This is a genomic window from Pseudomonas sp. CGJS7, from assembly GCF_036961695.1.
In genome coordinates this window covers 1-26,697 of the sequence record NZ_JBAMDI010000143.1, presented here as the reverse complement: position 1 = coordinate 26,697, position 26,697 = coordinate 1, and the positions used below count along the sequence as shown (strand labels likewise).

Here is a 26,697-nt window from a genome sequence, read left to right as displayed (position 1 = left end):
CGCAGCTTCCAGGTGCCGTTGAGCGCTTCGCTCGACAGATTCACGGTGAAGGTGCCGCTGACGTTGTCGCCGTTGCTGCCGGTGCGGTTGTGGATGTTGTAGACCGAGCCGTCCGGCGCGATCAGATCGACGATCAGGTCGCCCTTGTACGGATGCAGGATGTTGACCGTCACCTGCGCGTTGTTCGGCGCGTTGCCGGTGCGGCCCGACACCGCGATGCTGCTCGACACGCCGGTCGCGTTGTTGTCCGGGATGTTGTAGTCGGTGCCGTTGGTGTAGGTCTGGGTGCCCGGGTTCGGGGTGGTGCCGTTGACCGCATCGACCGCGGCCTTGGCGTTGACGATGCCCGCGCCGCAACCGCCCGAGCAGGCGCCCGGCAGCGCGCGCGCGGTGTTCTTGAGGATGGTTTCGATTTCGGCCGGGGTCTTCGGCGTGGTCGCCTTGGACTGCATCAACGCGACCACGCCGGCCACGTGCGGCGAGGCCATCGAGGTGCCGCTCATGTAGACGTACTGTTCGCTGCCCTGGGTGGTGGTGCCGCTGTTGTGGGTCGAGGCGATCTGGTCGCCCGGCGCCGACACGTCGATGCCGCTGCCGTAGTTGGAGAAGCCCGCCTTGGCGCCGGCCGAGGTGGTCGCGGCGACCGCGATCACGTTGGCGCAGTTGGCCGGGGTGGAGGTGGAGACGTTGGCGCTTTCGTTGCCGGCCGCCACCACGATGGTGGTGCCGCGGCCGACCGCGCCGTTGATCGCGGTCTGGTAGCTGCTCGGGCACGCGCCGCCGCCGCCCAGGCTCATGTTGATCACTTCGGCCGGATTGGCGTTGGCCGGGATGCCCGACACGGTGCCGCCGGAAGCCCACACGATCGCGTCGGAGATGTCGGAGTCGTAACCGCCGCAGCGGCCGAGCACGCGCACCGGCACGACCTTGGCGTTGAACGCGGTGCCGGCCACGCCCTTGGCGTTGTTGGTCACCGCCGCGACGGTGCCGGCGACGTGGGTGCCGTGCCAGCTCGAATCGCTGGCGTCGACATCGTTGCCGGGCGAATCGCATTCGGTGGCGTTGTTCCAGTCGCCTTCATCGTTGGGGTTGGAATCGCGGCCGTCGCCGTCGCGCGAGACGAAGGTGTCGGAGATGAAGTCGTAACCCGGCAGGATGTTGGCGTTGAGATCGCTGTGCGGGGTGATGCCGGTGTCGAGCACGGCCACGACCGAACCGGTGCCGGTGGCCACGTCCCAGGCTTGGTCGACGCGCATGCCGCCGTTGGCGCCGTTGAAGCCGTACTGGACGCCGTAATGGGTGTCGTTCGGGGTCAGCTTGCGCTGGCGCAGCACGTCGACTTCGACGTAGTCCACATTCGGGTCGGCGGCGATCTGACGCATCAGCGTTTCGGCTTCGGCGCGGTCGAGCTTGCGCTCGGCGCGGACGACGTCGGCGCCGATCGCGGTGCGGCGCAGGTGCTTCAAGCCGAACCCGGCCTGGCCGCGCGACTTGGCGGTAGCGGCGCCGGCGCTGCTCAGCGCGCTCTGGACGTTGGCGACGCTGCGCTGCTCGCTGCTGCCGTTTTGGTACTTGACGATGAAACGATCGAATTTGTTGGCGGTCTGCAGGCCGCTGAGGTTGACGCGGCCGGCGGCGAAAGCCGAACCGGCGCTGCCGGCCAGAACCAGGGCGGTGGCTACGGCGAGGACGTTGACGCGATTGGTGCGGACGGACATCGGATGAAACCCCCAAAGAAAGGCCGCGTTGGCGGCGGACGTCGTCCGGTACGGCACGGCGACGACGAGGAGGCCTCGCCGTCCGGACTGATCGTGTGCGCGTGTGTCGGCCCCCCGCCGTACACACGCCTTAAATCCACGCTAACGAGGTATGCAGTCAGGTGACAAGGCGTTCGTGCGGCGCTATTTGGGCAATAAAGGTGAAACGAATCACGCATCCGCAAACTGACTTTGTGCGACACGTCACAACGCAAAAGCGCGAAAACCCCCTACCCGCGATGGTCGGCCGGGGCGTATCGGCGCACCGCCAACCTCATATCGCCGTGCCCGACCACGCGCATGCGAAAGCGGAACGGTGTCCGGATGCGCGCAACAAGCCGGGGCGGTGGCGGGCGGCGGCGGTTGCCGGTATCGCTGGGCCCGTGCGCGGGCTCGGATCAACCCAGCAACGCTTGCCGGCGCAGGCGTTGCAGCGCCGCGACGACGTGATCGGCGGCGGCGCGATCGCGGGTATCGCCCTCCTGCAACTCCTTGCCCTCGGCGAAAAAGCGGATCGCGCCGTCGCGGTTGCGCTCGCGCACGGCGCGGACCAGTTGCGCGCGGGTAAGGATGCCGTCGGCCAGCTCCAGCACAAGGCTGTCCACCGGGCCCGCGGGGACGACGTGATCGTGCCAGCGATTGAACAAGCCGACCTGCGTCGGCGCCTGCGCGTTGCGCCGCGCCAACGCGCGTATCGGCGCGGGCACCCGCGGCCGCTCGCCCGGCAGCGGAATGTCCAGCGGCGTCAGCCGGAAGCGGACCGCGCCGCGGGTGAGCAGGAAGTCGATCATCGCCAAGACCTGCTGAGCGCTCGCTCCGGTTTCAGCGGCCACCACCGCCGCCAGCGACCGCACCGGCACGGTCGACGGCCACGCCTGATTGAGCCGGCGCACGGTCTCATGGCCGACCCGGTTGTGCACGGTGAACGTCTGCTGGCTGCACTCCGCCCGATAGCTCCCCTCGCCCGCTCCGCTCTCGGCGACGAATTCGCCGGCGATATGCAGGTCCATGAGCCGCGCATCGTCGATCGCGTAACGCACCTGGCGGCCGCCGTGCATCAACAGCGTCTGACGGAAGGTGCGGTTGCGGAGGAAATCCAGCATTTGCTCCAACCCGGGCTGATCGGTGCATTCGCGCAACAACGGCGCGGCGATTTCCTCGCCGTAGCTGCTGGCGAACATCCCGGAAATGCCGGCTTCGGCCAGATAGGCCAGACCATGCGGCTGTGCGCGGGCGAGGAAGTCGCGGAAGTAGCACGGCGCATTGCACAGTTCCAGGAACTCGTGGTGCAGGTACGACTCGTCGCCGCGCAAGACCATGTCGATGTTTTCGTCGAGCGACTGCTTGAGCACGCTGCCGGCGCGCGCATGGCGGTGCATGAACTCGATCATTCCGCGCGCGTAAGCCAATCTCTCCTGCGCCGACCCGCGCTCGCCGCCGCGCAGGATCATCGCGTCGCGGATCACTTCCTTGGCCTTCCAGCCGGGATAGGTGTTGTAGCTGACGTAGGCGATGCCGTCCTGATTGAGATGGCGCTTGCACACGCGCAAGATCGCGTCCTGAACCTCCGCCGGAACCCAGCTGTATACGCCGTGGCAGACGATGTAATCGAAACTGCCGAGATCCCGATCGATATCGGCGATGCTCATGCAGCGCAGGTCTATATTGTCCAGCCCCAACTCGGCCGCCAACTCCCGGCCATGCCCGATCTGCACCTGCGACAGATCCACGCCGACGGCGCGGGCGCGCGGATTGGCCGCCGCGAACGGCAACAGATTGCCGCCCGCGGCGCAGCCCAGTTCGAGCACGCGCGCGTGGCGCGGGTCGGGCGCCTTGACTCCGAACAGGCTCGCCACCGCCTGCAGATGTTCCGGCGCGGTCAGCGCGAACGCGGCCGAACGGTACGGCAGTTGGTCGTAGGACGAGCCGATTTTCAGCTGCAACTCGCTCATGCCGGATCGCCCGACGCGCGGCCCGATTCGACCGGATTGCGCGGCGGCGCAATCGCGCCGCCGCCGCGCGCTCGCCGCCGCATCACCACTGATAGCCGATGCCGACGCTGCCGCCCCAGCCGCTGGAGGTGTTGCCGGTCCCCTGCAGTTTGTAGATGACGTGTCCGTCGTCGGTGATGCCCGACAGGCCGATGGCGATGCCTGCCTCGCCCTGATAGCTGCCCAGCGCCGCCGCCATCATGCGCTTGCCCGGCAGATACGCCTGCGGCAAGCCGGCCACCGCCAGCGCCGCGGCGACGCCGCCGCGCATGTCGCGCCGCAGGCTCCACATGTCGCCCTGAATCTCGGCGGTCTTGCGATCGGTGTAAGCGTTGGCCTGGCTCAGATTGTCCTGCAGACCACGGTTGAGCTGACCGACATTGACCGCATCGGTGTCGGCGACGCCCGCGGCGACGTTGTGCAGCCCCGTCGCCGAACCGCCGCGATTGAAGGTGACGCTGTTGAAGTTGCTGGTGCCGTCGCGGTGAGTGTCGTACTGCAAACCGCCGGCGGTCACCGACTTGAGCTGATTGACGTTGACCGCGTCGGTGCCGTTGACGCCGGCCGCGACGTTGGTGATCTGGCGCTCGCTGCCGGCCCTTCCCACCGACACCGTGTTGGCGCGATCGGCGACCGAACCGTTGCCCAAGGCGACCGAACCGGCGCCGGTCGCGGCGGTGTCGTTGCCCAGCGCCACCGAACCGTCGCCGGACGCCACCGCCTTGCTGCCGCCGGCGATGCTGTTTTTCCCGGTGGCCGACGGCGTCCCGGAGGCCGCATCGGCACTGACCCGGAACGGTCCGACGGTGCCGCCGCGGATATCGTCGAGGTCGTTCTCGATATTGCCCACCCGCCCCTCGACCGCGCCGACCCGTCCGTCGAGCTTGTCGACCGCCTGGTTGGTGGCGTGCAACTGGCTGCCGTTGACCGCGTCGGTGCTGTCGGCCGCGACCCGCCCGGCGGCGAGGTTGCTGAGTTGGCGCTCGGCGCCGGCCGCGCCCACGCTGACCGTGCCGACCGGGGCGGCGCCGGCGTAGGCGTAGGTGTTGCCGGCGATCTTCCCGTTGGCGACCGCGACCGCCGCCGCGGCGACCGAACCGGCGCCGAGCGCGATCGAGTTGTCGCTGGCGGCGTTGGCGCCGTCGCCGATGGCCAGCGAACGCAGGCCCGCGCTGGAGGCGTTGGCGCCGACCGCGATGCTGCCCACGCCGCCGGCGACCGCATCGGCGTCGGTCGAATTGACCCGGAAGTACTTGATGCCGCCGCCGTTGTTGATCGCATCCATCTGATCGCCGAGCTTGGTCACGGCCTTGTTGGTCGCGAACAACTGGCTGCCGTTGACCGCATCGGTCGAGGTTTCGCTGATGCGCCCCGCGGCGACGTTGGTGATCTGGCGCTCCGCGCCGACCGCGCCGACCGAGACCACGCTGCCCGGCGCAGCGCCGGCGAAGCCGTAGGTGGCGCCGTTGATCTCGATGCTTGCGGTCGCATTGGCCGCGGCGGTAATCGAACCGCCGCCGAGGGCCACGTCGCCGGCGTTGCTCGCCACCGCGTTCGCACCGATCGCCACCGCATCCGCACCGGCCGACTGCGCGCTGGCCCCGAGTGCCAGCGAGTTGTTGCCGGTCGCTACCGCGGCGGGCCCGACCGCAACCGAGTCGGTACCGGTCGCGGAACTGTCGGCCAAAGTCGAGTTCGCGTTGAAATACTTGGCGCGCGCGCCGCCGTTGGCCAGTTTGCTCAAGGCATCGCCGACGTTGTTGAACTTATCGGTGCCGATCGCGTACTCCGGCGCGCTGAGCTTGCCGGTCTTGGCGTCGTAGGTCGCGCCGCCGCCGAATGCGCTCGCGGCGTTGTCGCCCAGCGCCTTGGCGCGATCGTTGACCGCTCCCAGTTCGGTGTTGGTCGCGAACAGCTGACTGCCGTTGACCGCATCGGTCGAAGCCGCGTCTACCCGGCCCGCGGCGACATTGGTGATCTGACGCTCCGCACCGGCCGCGCCCACCGAGACCACGCTGGTCGGCGCCGCGCCAGCGAAGTTGTAGGTCGTGCCGTTGATGTCGACGGTCGCGGTCGCATTCGCCGCCGCCGTGATCGCGCTACTGCCGAGTGCCACATCGCCTGCGTTGGTCGCCACCGCGTTCGGGCCGATCGCTACCGAGTCGGTGCCGGTCGCGGTGCTGTCGGCCAAGGTCGAGTTCGCGTTGAAGTACTTGGCGCGTGCACCACCGTTGGCCAGCTTGCTCAAGGCATCGCCGACATTGTTGAACTTGTCGGTGCCAATCGCGTACTCCGGCGCGCTGAGCTTTCCGGTCTTGGCATCGTAGGTCGCGCCGCCGCCGAATGCGCTCGCGGTGTTGTCGCCCAGCGCCTTGGCGCGATCATTGACCGCGCCCAGTTCGGTATTGGTCGCAAACAGCTGACTGCCGTTGATCGCATCGGTCGAAGCCGCATCCACCCGGCCCGCGGCGACATTGGTGATCTGACGCTCCGCACCGACCGCGCCCACCGAGACCACGCTGGTCGGCGCAGTACCGGCGAAGTTGTAGGTCGTGCCGTTGATGTCGACGGTCGCAGTCGCATTCGCCGCAGCCGTGGTCGCGCCGCTGCCGAGCGCCACATCGCCGGCGTTGGTCGCCACTGCGTTCGGGCCAATCGCTACCGAGTCGGTGCCGGTCGCGGTGCTGTCGGCCAAGGTCGAGTTCGCGTTGAAGTACTTGGAGCGCGCACCACCGTTGGCCAGCTTGCTCAAGGCATCGCCGACGTTGTTGAACTTGTCGGTGCCAATCGCGTATTCCGGCGCGCTGAGCTTTCCGGTCTTGGCGTCGTAGGTGGCACCGCCGCCGAATGCGCTCGCGGTGTTGTCGCCCATCGCCTTGGCGCGATCATTGACCGCTCCCAGTTCGGTGTTGGTGGCGAACAGTTGGCTGCCGTTGATCGCATCGGTCGAAGCGGCGTCTACCCGGCCCGCAGCGACATTGGTGATCTGACGCTCCGCGCCGGCCGCGCCCACCGAGACCACGCTGGTCGGCGCAGCACCGGCGAAGTTGTAGGTCGTGCCGTTGATGTCCACGGTCGCGGTCGCATTCGCCGCAGCCGTGGTCGCGCCGCTGCCGAGCGCCACATCGCCGGCATTGGTCGCCACTGCGTTCGGGCCGATGGCTACCGAGTCGGTGCCGGTCGCGGAACTGTCGGCCAAGGTCGAGTTGGCGTTGAAGTACTTGGCGCGCGCGCCACCGTTGGCCAGTTTGCTCAAGGCATCGCCGACGTTGTTGAACTTGTCGGTGCCGATCGCGTACTCCGGCGCACTGAGCTTGCCGGTCTTCGCATCGTAAGTCGCGCCGCCACCGAATGCGCTCGCGGTGTTGTCGCCCAGCGCCTTGGCGCGATCGTTGACCGCGCCCAGTTCGGTGTTGGTCGCGAACAGCTGACTGCCGTTGACCGCATCGGTCGACGCCGCGTCTACCCGGCCCGCGGCGACGTTGGTGATTTGACGCTCCGCGCCGACAGCGCCCACCGAGACCACGCTGTTCGGTGCCGCGCCTGCGAAGTTGTAGGTCGTGCCATTGATGACCGCGCTCGTTGTCGCGTTCGCCGCGCTTGTCTTCGACCCGGTCCCCAGGGCCACGGCACCGTCCTGGCCGGCATTGGCCTCCGAGCCAATGGCGACGCTGCCCAAACCTGAAGACGCGCTGGCCAAACCCATGGAGATAGCAAGATCGCCAGAGGCTTTCGCCGCGACGCCTTGGGCGAAGGAAAATCCTCCGCTGGCGATGCTGTTGGCTCCCAAAGCCACCGATCCGTCCCTCGATGCCGCCGATCCCGTACCCAGTGCCACTGCATCCACACTCGACGCGGCCGCATTGAGGCCGAGCGCAATCGTATTGTTATCGGACGCTACAGAACCGGAACCTAGTGCGAAGGAATCTGCCGCTTTGGCGCTGCTGCCCGAGCCCAGCGCCACCGCATTCATGCCCGACGCGACCGAACCGGCGCCGATCGCCAAAGCCGATGCGCTCGCAGAGGAGGCGTTCGGACCGATGGCGACCGAATCGGCGCCGGCCGCGACGCTGTCGGCCAAGGTCGAATTGACGTTGAAGTACTTCGTGCGCGCGCCGCCGTTGGCCAGCTTGCTCAAGGCGTCGCCGACGTTGTCGTACGTGTCGGTACCGATGGCGTACGCCGGCGCGCTGAGCTTGCCGGTCTTGGCGTCGTAGGCCGCGCCGCCGCCGAACGCGGTCGCGACGTTGTCGCCCAGGGCACTGGCGCGATCGTTGACCGCGCCCAGTTCGGTGTTGGTCGCGAACAGCTGGCTGCCGTTGATCGCGTCGGCCGACGCCGCATCTACCCGGCCCGCGGCGACGTTGATGATCTGGCGCTCCCCGCCGGCTACACCCACCGACACCACGCTGCTCGGCGCAGTACCGGCGAACTTGTAGGTCGTGCCGTTGATGATCGCGCCCGTTGTCGCGTTCGCCACGCTTGTCGTCGAGCCGGTTCCCAACGCCACCGCGTAGGCCTGACCGGCAAGCGCCCCCGACCCCAGCGCCAACGCGCCGTCCTGGCCGGCATCGGCTCCCGCGCCGACGGCTACGCCGCCCGAACCCGAGGACACGCTGCCCTGCCCCACGGATATCGCCAGGTCGCCGGATGCTTGCGCATCGACGCCTTGCGCGAGGGAAAAGCTGCCGCTGGCGATGCTGTTGGCACCCAACGCCATCGCGCCCTCTTTCGATGCTGCCGACGCCCTGCCCAGCGCGACCGCATTGACTCCCGCGGCAGAAGCGTTCGGACCGATGGCGACCGAATCGGCGCCGGTGGCGACGCTGTCGGCCAAGGTCGAATTGACGTTGAAGTACTTCGTGCGCGCGCCGCCGTTGGCCAGCTTGCCCAAGGCGTCGCCGACGTTGTCGTAGGTGTCGGCACCGATGGTGTACGCCGGCGCGCTGAGCTTTCCGGTCTTGGCGTCGTAGGCCGCGCCGCCGCCGAATGCGCTTGCCGTGTTGTCGCCCAGCGCCTTGGCGCGATCGTTGACCGCGCCCAGTTCGGTATTGGTCGCGAACAGTTGGCTGCCGTTGATCGCATCGGTCGAGCCGCCATCCACCCGGCCCGCGGCGACGTTGGTGATCTGGCGCTCCGCGCCATCCGTGCCCACCGAGACCACACTGGTCGGCGCGGCGCCGGCGAAATTGTAGGTTTTGCCGTTGATCACCAGATCCGGCGTCGCATTGGCCGCCGCCGTGACCGCGCCGCTGCCCAGGGCCACATCGCCGGCCTTCGTAGCCACGGCGCTTGCGCCGATCGCGACCGAGTCGGTGCCGGTCGGGGTGCTGTCGTTCAAGGTCGAATTGGCGCGGAAGTACTTGATGCCCTTGTTGTTGATGTCGCCGAGCGCCTTGTTGGTCGCGAACAACTGGCTGCCGTTGACGGCATCGGTCGAGCTCGCCGACAAACGACCGGCAGCGACATTGAGGACCTGGCGCTCGGCGCCGGCCGCCCCTACCGAAACCACGCTACCCGGCGCCGTGCCGGCGAAATTGTAGGTGGTGCCGGCGATCACCGCGCTCGCGGTGCCGATCGCCGCGGCCGTGACCGAGCCGCTGCCCAGCGCGACATCGTTCGTATTACCGGCCACCGCGTTGGGGCCGATGGCGATGGAATCCTTGCCGGTCGCGGTGCTGTCGGCCGCGACCGAATTGACGTGGAAGTACTTGCCGCCCTTGGTCATGATGCCGTCCACGACCTGATTGGTCGCGAACAACTGGCTGCCGTTGATGGCATCGGTCGAGGTCGCCGACAAACGGCCGGCGGCGACGTTGATGAGTTGGCGTTCGCTGCCGACCGCGCCGATCGAGACCACGCTGCCCGGCGCCGTACCGGCGAAATTGTAGGTCGTGCCGCCGATCACCACCTTCGCGGTACCGACCGCCGCGGCGGTTACCGAAGAGGGGCCCAGCGCGACATCGTTTGCATTGTTCGCGATCGAACTCGCTCCGAACGCGAGCGAATTGGCTCCAATCGATTTCGCTTGATATCCCATTGCAACGGAACCGGCACCGCTCGCCAAGGACTCGTAGCCCATGGCGTACGCCCCCTGGCCAGTGGCCTTTGACATGAGCCCAAGCGCCGTCGAACCTCCGCCGGACGCAAAGGCGCCGTTACCTATCGCCACCGCTTCGCTATTGGAAGCGGTGGTGGTTAAACCACTGGAACCTTTGCTGCCGATGGCGATGGCGCCGCTTCCACTGGCCACAGCACTGTTGCCGACAATGACCGCGCCTTGGTTTCCGGTGCCCCAGGCCGCTTGCGCCCTGGCATTTTGCGCCGGCCCTGCCGCCGCCAAAAGCCCCGCCAAGGCCGCCGCCAGTACCGACGAACGCGGCATACAGCGACCGCCCGACGCGCGCCCGCCGATCTGCGACGACGCCAGCTCCGATGCCACCACCATCTGTTGCAACGAGCTGTTCCAAACCAGCGAATACACTTTATTCATGACGAAAACACCTGGAAGAAGGCCGGACTGGAATTTCGCGAAACGGCGCAGGCCGCGAACGGGCCAAAACGCAGGTACCGACACAGCAATCGACATGACGATGCGACGCCGGACATCGACTCAGACCGCGCTCGACCGTGCATCCCGCGGGCATCGCGGTGAGATCCGGCTCATTCGATCAGGTATCCCATCCAGCGCCAGGCGCCGTCGGGCTCTTGCCGGAACGTGACCAACTCGGTGACCTCGCGTTTGCCCAGCGCGGCGCGAAAGCGCACGTTGACGTACCGACCCGCGGGCACTTGGGACTGCCCCGCGATCTGGGTGCGGTCGATCGACATCCAGTCGCGCGCGCTCACCGCCTCGGCGCCGCGCAGTTTCTTGATCGAAGCGATGAATTCCTTCTTGACCACCCGCCGCTTCATTTCCGCCGAGCCGCCGTCCCACAATTTCCCGGCATCGTTCTGATCGATCATCTGCACCGCGCGCTGCGCCGCGTCGAGCCATGTGTTCGGGTCCGGCGCGGCGGCTTGCTGAGCGTGGGAAAGCCCGCAGGCCGAAGCCAGAATGGCCGCCAACAGCACGTAAAAAGGCCGAAAAATCGTGATCTTCATTTTCATCTCGCGTCTGCGACTGTGTTTCAGGAGCCAAAATCGGGCCATCGAGTACGAGCGCCATCAACCCATGAGGAAACGCTGTTTCCGACATCGATTCGACAAATTGTTTAGCGGTTTGAGCGCTCAAGAATCATCAAACTCAAACTGATTGCGCTGCTTACTCAAGGACATTCAAAGCGACGCGATCCATCGAAATTCAACAACACACCCGACGCTTTCGCCTGAAAAGCACCGCCCCTTGCACTGAAGGAACACCCCGGGCGCGGAGCAGCGTGCCAACGGCGGCCGCGGCTCACCGATGAACGCTCCATCGATCGGTCCAATCGCCGTCGTACTGACTCGATGCCCAGATCTCGGAATAGTCCGTGTCTTCCACGGCACTGGCACGACGGACCGTGGACTTGATCTGCGTGCTCGCGTATTCGACTTGCGGATTTCGCGCGAGCCGGCGCACCAGCGCGAGGGCTTCGCCTTCGCCGAGCCGGCGCCCGGCGCGGATCACGTCCAGGCCCGCGCTGGTCCGGCGTACCCGCTGCAGGCTGGCGTCGCGACCGAACCCGGCCTCGCTTTCGCGCAGCATGCGGTTCAGACGATCCGCATCCAGGCGCGCGCCGCCGCTGCGGTACTTGATCAGGATTTCCTGCATGCCGGCGTGGTGCGCGACCTGCGCGCGCGCCTCGTCGCCGATCGCCGCGACGGACGGAGCCAACACCATCCAAGCGGCCGCTGTACCGATCGTGCAAACCGCGGCGACGAGCGGAGAGACACGTTTTTCGCACAAGGACTGTACGGACATGCTGTCTGTTCCTAAGCCGATCCCCAAACAGACTCCCGATGCTGCCGCCGGTGCGGGCGGTGAAGTGCACGCATTGGATGGATCGAGCGCAAAGCAGCCGGAGTCGCGATTACTACTGTCGGTCGGGAGCTTAGTTGCGCGCGTCGCGTCGCAACTATCAGACAAGTCCTAAAATAGGCATGGACAAAAGCCACACTACGTACGAATCGGCGGCCCGAAATTTGCTTTTTGGATACGTTTCCCCAAGAACTCACGTGCCTTTATTGCGCCCTCGCACACCAGCGCTTGTGCAAGTCAGGTGGGCAGCGGCCGATGATGCAGCGCGCGCCGAAGCGAGATACACCATCGCCCTGAATGACGATCCGGGTCATGCGCGCAACGGCCGCCGCAACGTAAGCGAACGCTTACATACGATCCTGTGCCCAACCCAGGCTCCATCGCGGCATCGGCCGACAACAAATTGCCCAGCCGAACAAAAAACCCCGGCCGAAGCCGGGGTTCGAATCGCGACCGCGCATTCGCCCTAGCGGCGATGCGAAGGCGCGAAGTGGATCAGAAGGTGATGCTCCAGCTGTCGATGCGGCCGGTGTCGAGCGACGCGCGGTCGCTGACACGCAGCTTCCAAGTGCCGTTCAGCGCTTCGCTGGACAGGTTCTTGGTGTAGGTCTGGTTGATGTTGTCAGCGCTGCCGCCGCTGCGGTTGTGCAGGTTGTAGACCGAACCGTCCGGCGCGATCAGGTCGACGATCAGATCGCCCTTGTAGGTGTGGACGATATTGACCGCGATCTGGGCGTTGCTCGGCGCATTGCCGCTGCGGCCCGACACCGCGATGCTGCTGCTCACGCCGGTGGCGTTGTTGTCGGGAATGCTGACGTCGCCGCCGTTGGTGTAGGTCTGCACGCCGCCGCTGCTGCCGACGGTGACCGTGCCGGTCTTGCTGTGGCTGGCGCCGTCGTCGTCGGTGACGGTCAGGGTGACGGTGTAGGTGCCGGCCGCGCTGTAGGTCTTGCTGGGGTTGGTCGCGGTCGAAGTGGTGCCGTCGCCGAAGTTCCAGCTGCGCGAGGCGATGGTTCCGTCGCTGTCGCTGGAGCTGTCGGTGAAGCTGACGGTCAGGCCGCTGGCGGACGAGGTGAAGTTCGCCACCGGCGGGTTGTTGCTCGGGGTACCGCCGCCCGCGGCCGCGGCGACCGCCGCGTCGGCGTCGACGATGCCCGGTCCGCAACCGCCCGGGCACTTGGCCGCGGCGATCGGGCGCGCGGTCTGCGCCAGGATGGTCTGGATCTGCGCCGGCGTCTTCGGCGTCGACGCCGCCGCCTGCATCAGCGCGACGATGCCGGCGATGTGCGGGGCGGCCATCGAGGTGCCCTGGTAGAAGGCGTAGGTTTCCGCGCCGGGCGCGCCGGTGCCGGTGTTGAGCGTGGACAGCACGCCCTTCTCCGGATGGTTGAGCGCGCCGGCCACCTGGCACTTGCCGCTGGTGGATTCGCCCAGCGCCAGGAACTCGGTCGGCGGCGAACAGGTTTCGCCGCCCGGCGCGGTGATGTCGATTCCGGTGCCGTAGTTCGAATACCAGGCGCGGTTGCCACTGATGTCGCTGGCGCCGACGGTGACGACGTTGTTGCAGTTGGCCGGGGTGAAGCCGGACACGTCGTTGTTGCTGTTGCCGGCGGCGATGACCACGGTGGTGCCGCGGCCGACCGCGCCGGTGATCGCAGTCTGCATGGTCGAGCCGCAGCTGCCGCCACCGCCGAGCGAGAGGTTGATCACTTCGGCCGGGTTGGCGTTGGCCGGCACGCCGGAGACGCTGCCGCCGGAGGCCCACACGATCGCGTCGGCGATGTCGGAGGTCGAGCCGCCGCACACGCCGAGCACGCGCACCGGCACGACCTTGGCGTTGTAAGCGATGCCGGCCACGCCCTTGCTGTTGTTGGTGACCGCGGCGACGGTGCCGGCGACGTGGGTGCCGTGCCAGCTCGACGGCTGACCGGTCTGCCAGCAGGCATCGCCCGGATCGCTGGGATCGCTGTCGCGGCCGTTGCCGTCGTTGGCGGTCGAGGTGGCGCTGACGAAGTCGTAGCCCGGCAGGATGTTGGCGTTGAGATCGCTGTGATTGGTGATGCCGGTGTCGAGCACGGCCACCACCACGTTGCTGCCGGTCGAGCGGTCCCACGCCGCGGCGATGTTGGCGCCGACCGCGCTGTTGGCGTAGTGCCATTGCTCGTTGTAGCGGGTGTCGTTCGGAGTCGCGACCGCGCGCAGGATCTGATCGGGCTCGACGTATTCGACGTTGGGATCGTTGGCGAGCTGGCGCATCAACGCCGCCGCTTCGCTGGCGTCGAGCTTGCGGTCGGCGCGCACGACTTCGGCGCCGATCGCCATCGTGCGCAGATAGCTCAGACTCGGCGCGGCGCTGCCGGCGCCGTTGGCGCTGAGCGCACCGACGCGCGACAAGGCGCTGGCGGCGCGGTCGAAGCTGGCTTTGCGCGCGCCGGCGTTGGCCGAATTGCGCACGTCGCGGAACTTGACGATGAACTGCTGCGCGCCGTCGCTGGCTTGCAGGCTGCTGAGGTTGACGCGCTCGGCGGCGAAGGCCTGGCCGGCGAACGCGGCGACGGCCACGGCGGTGGCTACGGACAAAGCGCGCAGGCGCGGGTGGTGGATGCGGATCGACATGAGTGAACCCCCAAAGTTTCGAAAGGCCGAAATGGCCGGAGAACGCCCGATCTTTAGGCGCGCGCGATCCCTCCCCTGCAGGCATCGAAGCGCAAGAATCCGGGCGAGTGTGACTACTGAGTGTGCTTGTTGCTTGCGTTTGCTAAGTGCACTTGCTCACAGCGCGAATACGGGTGGCGACGTGTTCGCGGGACTTAGTCTGCGTGCATTTCAAGCGTCGACATTCAGGATACAAGGGCGATATTTCGCATTTTATGTGCGCTGTTTCATGTATCGAAAATTCAATCGTGTACATGAAAAAAGTGCATAACGCGTGGTTTTGCGCTGCTATCGATGGCAACAATGTGTGTGTTCCCGTTGGCCCCCGGCTGTCGCGTATCCAATGAGTTCGTTGCTATCGCGATCGGTTGCGCCGCATTTGCAGCATGCGTTGGATGCAGTCCGTGTTCTTGTGCGACAAGAAAAAACCCCGGCCGAAGCCGGGGTTTTCAATGCGCGATCGAGCATGCGCTATCGCAGCGATGCGGAAGATCCGCGAGGCCCTCACCCCAACCCTCTCCCGCGCCCCGAAGGAAGTCACCTTGGGTGGCAAGCGGGAGAGGGAGCCAAAGCTTGCGCTAGCCCTTCTCCCGCGTGCGGGAGAAGGTGGCCCGAAGGGCCGGATGAGGGCGCTCGAGTTCGCGGGCTACTGCACGAAGCGAGCGCCCCACCGGATCAGAACGTGATGCTCCAGCTATCGATCCGACCGGTATCGATCGACGCGCGATCGCTGACCCGCAGCTTCCAAGTACCGTTCAGCGGTTCGCTGGACAGGTTCTTGTTGTAGGTCTGGTTGATGTTGTCGGCGCTGCCGCCGCTGCGGTTGTGCAGGTTGTAGACCGAACCGTCCGGCGCGATCAGGTCGACGATCAGATCGCCCTTGTAGGTGTGGACGATGCTGACCGCGATCGGCGTGCTGGCCGCTCCGTTTCCGCTGCGGCCGGAGACGACGATGTTGCTGGTCACGCCGGTGGCGTTGTTGTCCGGAATCGCGACGTCGGTGCCGTTGGTGTAGGTCTGAACGCCGCCGGTGCCGACGGTGACCGTGCCGGTCTTGGTGTTGGTGGCGCCGTCGTCGTCGGTGACGGTCAAGGTAACGGTGTAGGTGCCGGCCGCGGCGTAGGTCTTGCTCGGGTTGGTCGCGGTCGAGGTGGTGCCGTCGCCGAAGTTCCAGCTGCGCGAGGCGATGCTGCCGTCGCTGTCGGTCGAGCTGTCGGTGAAGTTAGCCGTCAAGCCGCTGGTGCTGGAGCTGAAGTTGGCCACCGGCGGGTTGTTCGGGCCGGGGCCGCCGGAGAACAGCGAGTACAGCAATCGGTTCGGCGAACCGCGCAGGTCGGTGATCTTGCCCGGGGTGGCGTTGTTGACGATGGCGGTGTGCACTTGGTCCGGCGTCGCGGTCGGGTTGACCGCCAGATACAGCGCGGCGACGCCGGCGACGTGCGGCGAGGCCATCGAAGTGCCGCTCATGCTCGCGGTCGAGGTGGAGCTGCTGATGCCGGCGGAAACGATCGAAGTGCCCGGTGCGAACAGATCCAGACAGGTGCCCCAGCTCGAAGCCTGGCCGCCGGTCCAGATCGAACGCGCGTCGTTGCGGTCGCTGGCGCCGACGGTGAGCGCGCGCGGCACCCGCGAGGGTGATTCGGTGCAGGCGTCGATGTTGCCGTTGCCGGCCGCGACCACCGCGACCACGCCGGCGTTGATCAGGTTGTTGACCGCGGTATCGGTGGCGGTCGAGGCCGGGCCGCCCAGGCTCATGTTGGCCACCGCGGGCTTGACGTGATTGGCGGTGACCCAATCGATGCCGGCGATGATCTGCGAGTTGGGCGCGGTGGAACCGCAACCGAATACGCGCACCGGGTGCACGGTCGCCTTCTTGGCCACGCCGTAGGTGGTGCCGGCGACGGTGCCGGCGACGTGGCTGCCGTGGCCGTGGCAGTCGGTGGTGCTGGAATCGCCGGCGACCGAGGAGAAGCCGTTGCCGATGCGGCCGGTGAATTCGGTGTGGTCGGCGCGCAGGCCGGTGTCGACGATGTAAGCGTGCACGCCGGTGGCGTCGGTGTCGTAGGTGTAGCTGGTGCTCAGCGGCAGATCGCGCTGATCGATGCGGTCGATGCCCCAGGTGGCGTTGTTCTGGGTCGCATCCACCGACATGTAGCCGTCTTCCTCGACGAAGGCCACGCGCGGGTCTTTCAGCAACTGCGCCAGCGAAGCGTCGTCGGCGTCGATCACGAAACCGCGCAGCGCGTGCTGGTAGCTGCGCTGCAGCTTGGCCCGGTACTGATTGGCGATGCCCTGCGCGACCGCGGGCATGCTCGACACGCCGTTGCGGCCGGTGGCCGACAGAGTGGCGGCTTGTTCTTTCAAGACGACGATGTAGCGGCCTTCGATCGGACGGTCGACCGTCAACAATTCGGCGGCGAAACCGGGCAGTGCGGCCGACACCAGCGAAACGCCGATAGCCAGCGACAAGATACGACGATTCATGCACATCTCTCCCTGAGTGATGGGATCCGGCCATCGCGGCGGACTGCGATCGAGCGCATCCGCGCCGGGCGGCGTCCCGCCCCACGCGTTCCGGCGCGCCGTATCGTCGCGGCCACCGGCGTAGCACCCAACAAAGCAGCGCGCAGCGGCTCCGCCGCCAGCGCTTCCACGGCACTGACCGTACTTTGCGATCCCGATTTGAAACCCGAGTGGTGCCGCGTTGCGCGGCGAGCGACCGTCCGGACCTGCGCGATGCGCTAATCGAAGTGCGCAAGCCCGACGGCATGTACGGCCGGTGCGTGTGTGGCCGCGAACAACACGCTAGGCACGCTTGCAAGCCGCGTCTACGCACTGAAAACGGTTCACCGAAGCGCAAATCGTGAACACGATTGGCACTTCCGGACATTTGCGGGGAGCGCGCCCACGCCAGCGCACGCCATACCTCGGCGTGCGTTCGCGTTGCGCTGTGCTTACGCCGAAGCCGGCGTCAGAGCATTCCGGTTTCCAGCCGCGCGGCCTCGGACATCATGTGCCGGCCCCACGGCGGATCGAACACCAGCTCGACGTCGGCCTCGGCCACGGTCGGAATCATTTCCAGCTTGCTGCGAACGTCGTCGACCAGGATGTCGCCCATGCCGCAGGCCGGCGCGGTCAGGGTCATGCGCACTTCGACCAGGCGCTGGCCGTCCTCGCGCGGCTTGACCGTGGCCTCGTAAACCAGGCCCAGGTCGACCACGTTGATCGGGATTTCCGGATCGAAGCAGGTCCGCAGTTGTTTCCAGACCAGTTGCTCGACCGCATCGTCGTCGGCGCCTTCGGGCAGCTCCAGCGGTTCGGGCGGCTCTTTGCCGATGGCATCGGCGTCGCGGCCGGAAATGCGCATCAGATTGCCTTCGACGAACACGGTGTAGCTGCCGCCCAGGGCCTGGGTGATATAGCCCACGCTGCCTGCCGGCAGGGTGACGTGCTCGCCTTGGGGCACAAGGACGGCGGCGCAATCGCGCTCGAAACGGACGGGTTCGCTGCTGCGGGAATACATTGCCGGAAGATGGGGATGCCGTGCCGCAGCACAAGTCGGGCCATTCTACCGGTCGCGGCCGGCTATGCTGTAGGGCTTGTCCTGCCCACAGTGTTCCGCCCATGACCGTCGCCCCGCCCGAACGCTCCGCCACCGCCGCGCGCGCCCCACAGGCCCGTTCCGGCCGCCTGAGCCTGCTGTCGTGGCTGCTGCTGGCGCTGGGCACGTTCGGTTTCGCCGCGTGCTGGGTGCTGCTGGCGCTGGCGTTCGACCGCCAATACAACTGGATGGCGGTGCTGGGCGCGCTGGATATCGCCTGGATGCTGCGCCTGGGCGGCTGGCGCCCGGGCTGGCGCCGCGCCGGTTTTGGGCTGGGGGCGACGGTACTGATCGTGGTATTCGCCAACTGGGGCATCGCCGCCGGCCAGATGGGCGCGGTGATGGGGCTGGACCCGCTGGAATCGGCGGCGAAGATGGGGCCGAACTTCCTGTGGAATCTGACCTTGCTGGCCAATACCGGGGTTGAGCTGGTCTGGGTGGCGATCGCGTTGGTCGTGGCGGCGGTGGCTTCGCGCTGAGGCGGCCGTGCGGGTTTCGCCGGGGTTTGAAGTGGCGCGGTCGCGGCTTGCGCCGCTCCTACAGGTAGCCCAGATCGACCCGAAGCCCCTGTAGCAGCGGCGCGAGCCGCGACCGCACCACATCATCGGCGAGGCAAGCTGCCGCCCTGCTCAAACCACCGCATCCTCGAACGCCATTTCCTCCAGGCAGGTAGCGAACAACTTCGCCGCCTCCTCGATCTCGGCCACCGACAAGGCGCCGTAGCCGAACAGCAAGCCGGCGCGTTGCAACGGGTGCATGTAGTACGGCTCGATCGAATACAGCCCCAGCCCGCGGGTCTGCGCATAGGCGATGAACGCCTCGCCCTCGACCGCGCTGCGCCCGCGCAACCACACCAAAAGGTGCATGCCGGCCTGCGAGTCGTCGATCTGCAGCGCGTCGCCGGCCGCGCGCCGCAATGCGTTCAACAGCGCGTCGCGGCGCTGTTTGAGGGTCTTGGCGGTGCGGCGCAGGTGGCGCTCGAATCCGCCGTCGGCGAGGAAATGCGCCAGCGCGGCCTGCTCGATCCCGGGCGAGCCGAAATCGTCGACCCATTTGGCGCTGATGAAATCGTCGCGCAGCCCGGGCGGGGCGACGATGTAGCCCAGCCGCAGCGACGGGAACAGCACTTTGGAAAACGTGCCGACGTAGATCACCCGGCGCGCGTCGTCCAGGCCGCACAGGGCCGCGTGCGGCTGCGCGTCGTAGCGGAATTCGCCGTCGTAGTCGTCCTCGAACACCCAGCAATCGTGGCGGTTGGCGTAGTCGAGCAAGGCCCGCCGCCGCGCCGGCGACATCAGCGCGCCGGTCGGGAACTGATGCGACGGGGTCACGCAGATCAGCCGCGGCGGGCGTTCGGGCAACAACTCGGTGCGCAGGCCCTCGCTGTCCACCGGCACCGGCACCAGCTTGGCCCCGTGGATCTGCAACGCTTCGCGCACGGCGAAATACTGCGGCTCTTCGATCACCACCTCCTCGCCTTCGTCGAGCAGGATCCGCGCGGTCAGGCTGATCGCCTGCTGGGTGCCGGCGACCACGATCACGTCCTCGGGCACCGCATGCACGCCACGGCGCAGCGACAGGTATTCGCACACCGCCGCGCGCAGCACCGGCAGGCCTTGCGCGGTCGGGTAGTTCGGCGGCGTGTAGGCGGCCGCGTGCGACAACGCGCGCGCCCAGGCCGAGGTCAGCAACGGGTTGGTGAACGGCACGCCGTACTGGAAGCTGTGCAGGGTGCCCGGCGCGCGCCGGCCGGGGATGTTGGCGTGGTCGTGGTAGCGCCGCAGCCGCCGCGCGTAGGCGCTTTGCGCGGCGATCCGCTGCGGCGGCTCGTGCCGCGCCTGCACCGGCGATCCCGGCAGGGCGACGAAGCTGCCCGAACCGACCCGCGCCTGCATGAAGCCTTCCGCGCGCAGTTGTTCGTAGGCGGCCAGCACGGTGTTGCGCGACAGCCCCAACTGCTGGGCCAGCAGCCGGGTCGGCGGGAAGCGCACCCCGGCCGGCAATCGGCCCCCCAGCACGGCGTCCTTGAGCGAGCGGACCAATTGGCCGTGCAGCGGCCCGCGTCCGTCCAGCGGCAGATACATGTGTGGCTCCAGATTGGCCCCCTCGGGCCCCGCCTCGGACCGAGTGTGCCTAGCCAATCACCGAGTTGCGAGACGGTGGCTGCGAGTCGGTCGTTCCCGGCACATCGACGGCGCTAGACCGGCGCAATGCCGGTTTGCGGCGCCGATCCGGGCCTGTGGCGATTGGCTCCCTCGACGCCGGGGTAATTGGCTCTCCTGAGGATGGCTCCGGATGGCTAGCTTAGGGGCCAACCGACGCAGTTCCCCCCGACGCCCCACCCCGACGAGGGCCGTATGAGCCTGCATCAACACCGGATTCATTTCGCCGAACACCTGGACCTGGCGACCGCCCGCTCCGGCCCGCTGCTGCCCGGCTTGCACCTGATCCGCGCCTCCGGCCGGGCGGTGCAACTGGACGTGCCGGCCGGCTGGATGTCGCTGTGGCTGCCCTTGCGCGGCCCGCTGCGGCTGGAATCGGCCGACAGCACCTGGGAACTGGCCCCCGGCCATCTGCAGATCTGGCGCGACGGCCGCCTGCGCAGCAGCGCGCGGGTGCCGTGCTGGTGGCTGTGCCTGAGCGGCCCGGAGGCGGCCTGGCGCCCGCATCTGCTCACCGGCGCCGACGAACAGGCCAGCGATCTGCTGCCGTGGGAAGGCATCGCGCCGCGCGACGTGCAGCGGCTGATGGTGCGGCTGGCCCGGCTGGCGAGCCAGCCGGCCGAACTGGCCGCCAACGGCGGCGCGCTGGTGCGCACCTTGTGCTCGCTGCTGCTGGAGCAACAGCGCGAACTGCAAGAACGCCTGCCGCGTTGCAGCGGCCGCACCCAGCGCCGACGCCAGCAGACCTTGCTGCGGCTGTTGCGGGTGCAACACCTGATCCGCCGCCACCCGGAGATCCGCCTGGACCTCAACCGGCTCGCGCGCAGCGCCAATTACTCGCCCTGCCATCTGATCCGGATCTACCGCGAGGTATTCGACGAAACCCCGACCGAATTCGCCGCGCGGCTGCGTTCGGACCGGGCCTGGCGGATGGTCCGCGACACCCGCATGCCGGTGTGCGAGATCACCGAAGCGCTGGGTTTCGAAAGCCAGAGCGCGTTCTGCCGCGCGTTCAAGAATTCGTTCGGGCTGACCGCAACCCAGGCGCGGCGGATGGAACAGCCGGCGGTGCGCGCGGCCTGAGCGGTCGCGCGCTATCGGCTGCACCGCAATCACGCCGCCGCGCCGGCATCCACGGCGGCGGTGCTTACGTACTGCCTGACGGCCGCGGAGTTCCGCGCCCTTCCCTTCTCACGAGACCCGTCATGAACCACGCCGCACGCACCACCCGCTCGTTGCCGTTGTGGACCGTAATCGGCGGGCTGATCGCCGCGACCTTGGACATCGGCTACGCGATCACCTACTGGGGCCTGACCCTGGGCGTGCCGCCGCAGCGGATCCTGCACAGCGTCGCCTCCGGCCTGATCGGACGCGAGGCCGCGCTGGCCGGCGGCGCCGGCACCGCGGCGCTGGGCCTGTTTCTGCATTACTTCATCGCCCTGGCGATGGCGGCGGTGTACGCCTTCGCCGCGACCCGGCTGGCGTGGATGCGGCAACGTCCGTGGCTGGCCTCGACCTTGTACGGGCTGTGGTTGTTCGTGGCGATGAACTTCATCGTGGTGCCGCTCTCGCGCGCCGGCGGCAAGGGCCTGCCCGACGACGTGCTGTGGATCGTGCTCAGCATCGCGGTGCATGTGATGTTCGTGGCCTGGCCGATCGCCTGGGCGGTGCAGCGGGCGTTTTCGGCTCAGGGGGCGGCGCATGCGCGCTGAGCGCAACGGGCGCGGCGCGGATGGGGCGCGCCGGCGCGGTTTCGGCTGGAGCGGCGCGGTCGCGGCGCTTGCGCTGGCGGCGAGCGCCGGGGCCATCGCGGCGGCTGGCGCGGACTCGCCGCGCGCGGACGCGGTCGCCTATCCGGCCGGTTATTCGATGTGGACCCACATCAAAAGCGGCCTGATCACCTCCGGCCATGCCGCCTTCCCGCGCTTCGGCGGGCTGCACCACATCTACGCCAATCCGCTCGCGCTGGAAGGCTATCGCAGCGGCCGCTATCCCGACGGCGCGGTGCTGGTGTACGACTTGTTCGAGACCCGCGACAGCGGCGACGGCATCATCGATCAGGGGCCGCGCCGGCATATCGACGTGATGGTCAAGGACAGCCGCCGCTTCGCCGCGACCGCCGGCTGGGGGTATGCCGAGTTCGCGGCCGGGGAGCGCGGCGATCGGCTTAGCGGTGCGCAGCGCGAGGGTTGCGCGGCTTGTCATGCGACTCGGGAAAGTCGTGGGCATGTGTTTAGCGAGTGGCCGAACGCCACCGAACCCAAACCCGCGACCTGAAGCCCCTCTCCCGCTTGCCACCCAAGGTGACTTCCTTCGGGGCGCGGGAGAGGGGTTGGGGTGAGGGCCCGGCCTCGCCCCGAAGCTTTCAAGCAAAGGCATTCGCGCCTGCGGCGCTCACCCCCTCACCCCAGCCCTCTCCCGCGAGCGGGAGAGGGAGCAGATCTGTCGTCCTCGCAAGAACGCATCTCCAGCCCGACCCGCCGTCTTCTCGCCCGAAATGCGAGAATCCCCGTTCGCCCCCATCCCGCCCCCGCTCCGGCCACCCCGCCGGACGCCGCGTCGACGATGGCATTCGCAACGGGCCGGCCCGCGCCTACCGCGCCGGATCGGCCGACGCCGCGCCCAGCGCGCGGCCGGCAGGACAGGTCATGATCAACAACGACGTATTGCGCAGCATCCGTTACATGCTCGATCTGAGCGACCTCAAGGTCGTGGAGATCGTCAAACTCGCCGATCCGGCCTTCGCGCTGGAAAAAGCCGACGTGCAGGCGTTCTTGAAAAAGGACGAGGACGAGGGCTACGTCGAATGCGACGACGCCGTGCTCGCGCGCTTCCTCGACGGCCTGGTGTTCCACTACCGCGGCCGCGACGAAAGCCAGCCGCCGCGGCCGCTGGAAAAGCGCGTCACCAACAATCTGGTGCTGAAGAAACTGCGGGTCGCCTTCGAGCTGAAGGACGTGGACATGCACCAGGCCTTCGCCGACGCCGGCTTCCCGGTGTCCAAGCCCGAACTCAGCGCGCTGTTCCGGCAACCCGACCACAAGAACTTCCGCGCCTGCGGCGATCAGATGCTGCGCAACTTCCTCAAGGGCCTGACCCTGCGCATCCGCGGCAACGGTTGAGCGCCGCGGGCGCGCTCACCGCGCCCGCGTGTCGGCGGCGGATCAATGTCCGCCGTCGAGCGCCTTGAGTTCCGACACCAGCGCGCTGGCCATCTCGGCGCCGTCGCCGTACAGCATGCGGGTGTTGTCGGCGTAGAACAGCGCGTTTTCGATACCGGCGAAACCGGTGCCCTTGCCGCGCTTGATCACGATGGTGTTCTTGGAATTGACCACGTCCAGGATCGGCATGCCGTAGATCGGCGAGGACGGGTCGGTCTTGGCGACCGGGTTGACCACGTCGTTGGCGCCGATCACCAGCGACACGTCGGTGTTGGCGAATTCGGGATTGATGTCGTCCATGTCGGCGATCAAGTCGTACGGCACGCCGGCTTCGGCCAGCAGCACGTTCATGTGCCCGGGCATGCGCCCGGCGACCGGATGGATCGCGAACTTCACCTTGACCCCGCGCTCGGTCAGCTTCTGGGTGAGTTCCCAGATCTTGTGCTGCGCCTGCGCCACCGCCAGGCCGTAACCGGGCACGATCACCACCCGCTCGGCGAACGCCATCATCGCCGCCACGTCGCCGGCTTCGATCGGCTTCTGCGTGCCGCTGATTTCCTGCGCCTGACCGCCGCCGCCGAAATTGGAGAACAGCACGCCGCTGATCGGCCGGTTCATCGCCTTGGCCATCAACCGCGTCAGCAACATGCCGGCCGCACCGACCATGGTGCCGGCGATGATCAAGGCCTCGTTGCCGAGCACATAACCTTCGAACGCCACCGCCAGACCGGTGAAGGCGTTGTACAGCGAGATCACCACCGGCATGTCGGCGCCGCCGATCGGCAGGGTCATCAACACGCCCAGCGCCAGCGCGACGACGAAGAAGGCGATGATGATCGGCACGTTCAAGGTCATGATCGCGGCGACGCCCAGCACCACCATCGCCAGGGCGACCACGGCGTTGAAGATCTGCTGGCCCGGGAACACCACCCGCTTGTCCAGGCGGCCGTCGAGCTTGGCCCAGGCGATCACCGAACCCGACAGCGACACCGCGCCGATCGCCGCGCCGATCACCGCCAGCGCCAACGCCACCGACGGGGTCTGCATGTCGACCACGCCGCGCGCCAACTGCGCCTGCAGCGGATCGGCCGGAATCTCCGCCGAGCGGCGCAGCAATTCGACCGCGCCGATCGCCGCCGCCGAACCGCCGCCCATGCCGTTGTACAGCGCGACCATCTGCGGCATGTCGGTGATCGCGACCTTCTTGCCCGACACCCACGCCAGCACCGTGCCGATGCCGACCGCCAGCACGATCAGCGCCAGATTGTGCAGCCCGGGCAGGAAGAAGGTCGCCACCGTGGCGATGACCATGCCCGCGCCGGCCCAGCGGATGCCGCTGCGCGCGGTCACCGGCGAGGCCATGCGCTGCAGCCCCAGCAGGAACAAGGTGGCGGCGACGAGGTAGCTGGCCTTGACCAAAATCGATAAGACTTCCATCAGCGCGTACGCTCCATAGAACCGCAACTGCCCGAGCGGCAGCTGGTAACCGAAGAAAGCCGGAGCGGCGAGAACCGCCCACCCCACCACGAGCGCCGCGGCGAGCGCGGCGTAGCGACCGACCCGCCCATTCAACCGCCCGCCTTGCCGGCCGGCTTCTTGCTGGACTTGAACATCTCCAGCATGCGTTCGGTCACCACGTAGCCGCCGGCCGCGTTGCCCGCGCCCAGCAGCACCGCGACGAAGCCGATGGCTTTTTCCAAAGTGGTCTCGGCGTGGCCCAGCACGATGATCGCGCCGATCAGCACGATGCCGTGGATGAAGTTGGAACCCGACATCAGCGGGGTGTGCAGAATCACCGGCACCCGCGAGATGATCACGTGGCCGGCGATGCCCGCCAGCATGAAGATATACAGCGCCACGAACCCGTCGCTCATCCTATCCGTCCCCATGCGATGTCTCCCGCATCATAACCGTCCGTGAATACGGCGCCACCGCTGTCAACCGATCCGGCGCGGGGACGTTTCCGGTTTCCGTAAGCGCCGCACATTCCGGCGCGGGTAAATGCCCATGCCGAACGCGATGAACCGTCACATGCGCCGTCCGGCCGGCCGCGGTTGAGGCCAGCTCACGTGCTGCTCCCCCCTGTCGCCCGTATGCTGGAGGCCGTGAGCGTCGACCACGACCCGCCGCCGGACGATCCGCTCGAGCACCGCTATCGGGCGCGCGAGCGTGGCCGCGAGCAAGACCCGGCGGGCGCGGGCCCTGGCGGCGTGGATTCGCGCGACACCGATTCAAACGGCCCTGGACAGGTTCAGCCCCACGACCGGCCGCGCCCAGGCGCGCCGCTGGGCCGGACCGCCGCCGCGCCGGGGCCGGATGAGGCCGCCGACGGCTGGGCCTTCGGGGCCCGGAGCGGCGCCGAAGCCGAGCCCGCGCTGGAGTTGCCCGACCCGCCTGCCGCGCAGACCGCCGCGCGCGTGCCGGCGACGATCGAGGAATTCCTCGCCGGCCTGGGCACCCGCGCGTTCCGCTTCGCCGAATTGGGCCTGCGCCACCGCGAGGACGCGCTCGATGCGGTGCAGGACGCGATGATGAAGATGCTGGCCTACCGCGAACGGCCGGCGCAGGAATGGACGCCGCTGTTCTGGAGCATCCTGCGCAGCCGGATCGTCGACGTGCAGCGTCGCCGCAGTTTCAGGCTGCGCTGGCTGATGCCGGCGCCGCGCGAGGACGATGCGCCGCTGGACTGGGCCGACGAAGGCCCCGACCCGCAGCGCACCCACGACGGCCGCGAGGCTTACGCAAGACTCGCCGACGCGCTGGCCAAGCTGCCGCGCCGGCAACGCGAGGCGTTTTCCTTGCGGATTCTGGAAGAACTCGACGTCGCCACGACCGCGCGGGCGATGGGTTGCAGCGAAGGCGCGGTGAAAACCCATCTGTCGCGCGCGCGCGAAGCCCTGCAGCGGCAATTGGAGGAATGGCGATGAACCCCGAACACGATTCGCAACACCGCGCCAGCCCGCCGTCCGACCCGGACGCGCGCTTCGACGCAGCCATGCGCGGCTTGCACGCGCAGGCCCTCGAACGCGTGAGCCCGGCGACCCGCGCGCGCTTGCGCACGCTCCGCAGCGAGGCCGCCGTCCAGCCGCGACACGGCCGCGGCGGCCTCCTCGGCTGGGCTCTGGCCGGCTCGGGCGCGTTCGCCGGCATCGCGGCGTTGGCGCTGGGTCTGCAGATGGGCGGAAATCCCGGCCCGGCTTCGGCGCCGGTCGCCGCGGTATCGAGCGCACCCGCCATCGCGGTCGCCGCCGCGCCCTTGGCCGACGCGACTTACGACCCCGACACCGCGGTCGCCGCGCTCGACGAAAATCCCGATCTTTACCTGTGGCTGGCGTCCAACAGCGACGCCCTGCCGCCCCGGACCCACACGGAGTAAACCGCCATGCGCCGCCTCGCCCCGCTACGCCGCG

General features: G+C 67.9%; 18 protein-coding genes. 7 read left to right on the top strand and 11 right to left on the bottom strand.

Annotation, left to right across the window (positions count from 1 at the left end):
• The 8 genes from V7787_RS45255 to sufT all read right to left on the bottom strand — a co-directional run.
• A partial coding sequence (locus V7787_RS45255; RefSeq protein ID WP_336094256.1) for a S8 family serine peptidase occupies nt 1-1,718 on the bottom strand: 1,718 nt, incomplete at its 3' end.
• Between the two features lie 437 nt (nt 1,719-2,155).
• The gene (locus V7787_RS45250) at nt 2,156-3,709 is read right to left on the bottom strand and encodes a methyltransferase regulatory domain-containing protein (protein WP_336094255.1); all 1,554 of its coding nucleotides are present in this window, start codon (nt 3,707-3,709) and stop codon (nt 2,156-2,158) included.
• An 82-nt stretch (nt 3,710-3,791) separates the two neighbouring features.
• A complete protein-coding gene (locus tag V7787_RS45245) occupies nt 3,792-10,241 on the bottom strand; it encodes a YadA-like family protein (protein WP_336094254.1) in 6,450 nt (2,149 codons plus the stop codon).
• Nucleotides 10,242-10,411: 170 nt separating this feature from the next.
• On the bottom strand, nt 10,412-10,858 hold the full coding sequence (locus V7787_RS45240; RefSeq protein ID WP_336094253.1) for a DUF4019 domain-containing protein: 447 nt from the start codon (nt 10,856-10,858) through the stop codon (nt 10,412-10,414).
• 289 nt (nt 10,859-11,147) lie between these two features.
• Nucleotides 11,148-11,651 (bottom strand): hypothetical protein, encoded by a 504-nt coding sequence (locus tag V7787_RS45235; protein WP_336094252.1) that lies wholly within the window; start codon nt 11,649-11,651, stop codon nt 11,148-11,150.
• 552 nt (nt 11,652-12,203) lie between these two features.
• Nucleotides 12,204-14,324, bottom strand: coding sequence for a S8 family serine peptidase (locus V7787_RS45230; protein WP_336094251.1), 2,121 nt, complete (start codon nt 14,322-14,324; stop codon nt 12,204-12,206).
• Nucleotides 14,325-15,038: 714 nt separating this feature from the next.
• Complete coding sequence (locus V7787_RS45225) at nt 15,039-16,847, bottom strand: S8 family serine peptidase (protein ID WP_336094250.1); 1,809 nt, start codon at nt 16,845-16,847, stop codon at nt 15,039-15,041.
• A 487-nt stretch (nt 16,848-17,334) separates the two neighbouring features.
• Nucleotides 17,335-17,886 carry a putative Fe-S cluster assembly protein SufT gene (gene sufT / locus V7787_RS45220; protein WP_336094249.1) on the bottom strand — a complete coding sequence of 184 codons (552 nt, stop codon included), beginning with the start codon at nt 17,884-17,886 and terminating at the stop codon, nt 17,335-17,337.
• Nucleotides 17,887-17,987: 101 nt separating this feature from the next.
• On the opposite strand from sufT, the gene V7787_RS45215 reads away from it, so the two are divergent.
• Nucleotides 17,988-18,443, top strand: a complete 456-nt coding sequence (locus V7787_RS45215) for a hypothetical protein (RefSeq protein ID WP_336094248.1) — start codon at nt 17,988-17,990, stop codon at nt 18,441-18,443.
• Between the two features lie 150 nt (nt 18,444-18,593).
• Here the strand turns inward: V7787_RS45215 and pdxR are convergent, their stop codons facing one another.
• Nucleotides 18,594-20,048, bottom strand: coding sequence for a MocR-like pyridoxine biosynthesis transcription factor PdxR (pdxR, locus tag V7787_RS45210; protein WP_336094246.1), 1,455 nt, complete (start codon nt 20,046-20,048; stop codon nt 18,594-18,596).
• A 273-nt stretch (nt 20,049-20,321) separates the two neighbouring features.
• Here pdxR and V7787_RS45205 point away from each other — a divergent pair, with 273 nt between their 5' ends.
• The 4 genes from V7787_RS45205 (at nt 20,322) to V7787_RS45190 (ending at nt 23,248) form a co-directional block, all read left to right on the top strand.
• Complete coding sequence (locus V7787_RS45205) at nt 20,322-21,209, top strand: AraC family transcriptional regulator (protein WP_336094244.1); 888 nt, start codon at nt 20,322-20,324, stop codon at nt 21,207-21,209.
• Between the two features lie 122 nt (nt 21,210-21,331).
• Nucleotides 21,332-21,838 carry a hypothetical protein gene (locus V7787_RS45200; protein ID WP_336094241.1) on the top strand — a complete coding sequence of 169 codons (507 nt, stop codon included), beginning with the start codon at nt 21,332-21,334 and terminating at the stop codon, nt 21,836-21,838.
• Nucleotides 21,828-22,403, top strand: coding sequence for a cytochrome P460 family protein (locus V7787_RS45195; protein WP_336094239.1), 576 nt, complete (start codon nt 21,828-21,830; stop codon nt 22,401-22,403). Before V7787_RS45200 ends, V7787_RS45195 begins: the two co-directional genes overlap by 11 nt.
• 371 nt (nt 22,404-22,774) lie before the next feature.
• Nucleotides 22,775-23,248 carry a DUF1456 family protein gene (locus V7787_RS45190; protein ID WP_336094237.1) on the top strand — a complete coding sequence of 158 codons (474 nt, stop codon included), beginning with the start codon at nt 22,775-22,777 and terminating at the stop codon, nt 23,246-23,248.
• Nucleotides 23,249-23,290: 42 nt separating this feature from the next.
• Here the strand turns inward: V7787_RS45190 and V7787_RS45185 are convergent, their stop codons facing one another.
• Nucleotides 23,291-24,724, bottom strand: coding sequence for an NAD(P)(+) transhydrogenase (Re/Si-specific) subunit beta (locus V7787_RS45185; protein ID WP_336094235.1), 1,434 nt, complete (start codon nt 24,722-24,724; stop codon nt 23,291-23,293).
• Between the two features lie 131 nt (nt 24,725-24,855).
• Nucleotides 24,856-25,161: an NAD(P) transhydrogenase subunit alpha gene (locus V7787_RS45180; protein ID WP_036114365.1), complete on the bottom strand. Its 306-nt coding sequence runs from the start codon at nt 25,159-25,161 to the stop codon at nt 24,856-24,858.
• 195 nt (nt 25,162-25,356) lie between these two features.
• Between V7787_RS45180 and V7787_RS45175 the strand changes: the two genes are divergently transcribed.
• Nucleotides 25,357-26,214 (top strand): RNA polymerase sigma factor, encoded by an 858-nt coding sequence (locus V7787_RS45175; RefSeq protein WP_336094231.1) that lies wholly within the window; start codon nt 25,357-25,359, stop codon nt 26,212-26,214.
• Nucleotides 26,211-26,663, top strand: coding sequence for a hypothetical protein (locus V7787_RS45170; protein ID WP_336094229.1), 453 nt, complete (start codon nt 26,211-26,213; stop codon nt 26,661-26,663). The genes V7787_RS45175 and V7787_RS45170 overlap by 4 nt, the downstream gene beginning before the upstream one ends.
• Nucleotides 26,664-26,697: the final 34 nt, after the last annotated feature.

Excerpts from the sequence above, each read along its gene's own strand:
- V7787_RS45250 (WP_336094255.1), bottom strand. The coding sequence starts at position 3,709 with ATGAGCGAGTTGCAGCTGAAAATCGGCTCGTCCTACGACCAACTGCCG.
- V7787_RS45245 (WP_336094254.1), bottom strand. The coding sequence starts at position 10,241 with ATGAATAAAGTGTATTCGCTGGTTTGGAACAGCTCGTTGCAACAGATG.
- V7787_RS45240 (WP_336094253.1), bottom strand. The coding sequence starts at position 10,858 with ATGAAAATGAAGATCACGATTTTTCGGCCTTTTTACGTGCTGTTGGCG.
- V7787_RS45235 (WP_336094252.1), bottom strand. The coding sequence starts at position 11,651 with ATGTCCGTACAGTCCTTGTGCGAAAAACGTGTCTCTCCGCTCGTCGCC.
- V7787_RS45230 (WP_336094251.1), bottom strand. The coding sequence starts at position 14,324 with ATGTCGATCCGCATCCACCACCCGCGCCTGCGCGCTTTGTCCGTAGCC.
- V7787_RS45225 (WP_336094250.1), bottom strand. The coding sequence starts at position 16,847 with ATGAATCGTCGTATCTTGTCGCTGGCTATCGGCGTTTCGCTGGTGTCG.
- sufT (WP_336094249.1), bottom strand. The coding sequence starts at position 17,886 with ATGTATTCCCGCAGCAGCGAACCCGTCCGTTTCGAGCGCGATTGCGCC.
- V7787_RS45215 (WP_336094248.1), top strand. The coding sequence starts at position 17,988 with ATGACCGTCGCCCCGCCCGAACGCTCCGCCACCGCCGCGCGCGCCCCA.
- pdxR (WP_336094246.1), bottom strand. The coding sequence starts at position 20,048 with ATGTATCTGCCGCTGGACGGACGCGGGCCGCTGCACGGCCAATTGGTC.
- V7787_RS45205 (WP_336094244.1), top strand. The coding sequence starts at position 20,322 with ATGAGCCTGCATCAACACCGGATTCATTTCGCCGAACACCTGGACCTG.
- V7787_RS45200 (WP_336094241.1), top strand. The coding sequence starts at position 21,332 with ATGAACCACGCCGCACGCACCACCCGCTCGTTGCCGTTGTGGACCGTA.
- V7787_RS45195 (WP_336094239.1), top strand. The coding sequence starts at position 21,828 with ATGCGCGCTGAGCGCAACGGGCGCGGCGCGGATGGGGCGCGCCGGCGC.
- V7787_RS45190 (WP_336094237.1), top strand. The coding sequence starts at position 22,775 with ATGATCAACAACGACGTATTGCGCAGCATCCGTTACATGCTCGATCTG.
- V7787_RS45185 (WP_336094235.1), bottom strand. The coding sequence starts at position 24,724 with ATGGAAGTCTTATCGATTTTGGTCAAGGCCAGCTACCTCGTCGCCGCC.
- V7787_RS45180 (WP_036114365.1), bottom strand. The coding sequence starts at position 25,161 with ATGAGCGACGGGTTCGTGGCGCTGTATATCTTCATGCTGGCGGGCATC.
- V7787_RS45170 (WP_336094229.1), top strand. The coding sequence starts at position 26,211 with ATGAACCCCGAACACGATTCGCAACACCGCGCCAGCCCGCCGTCCGAC.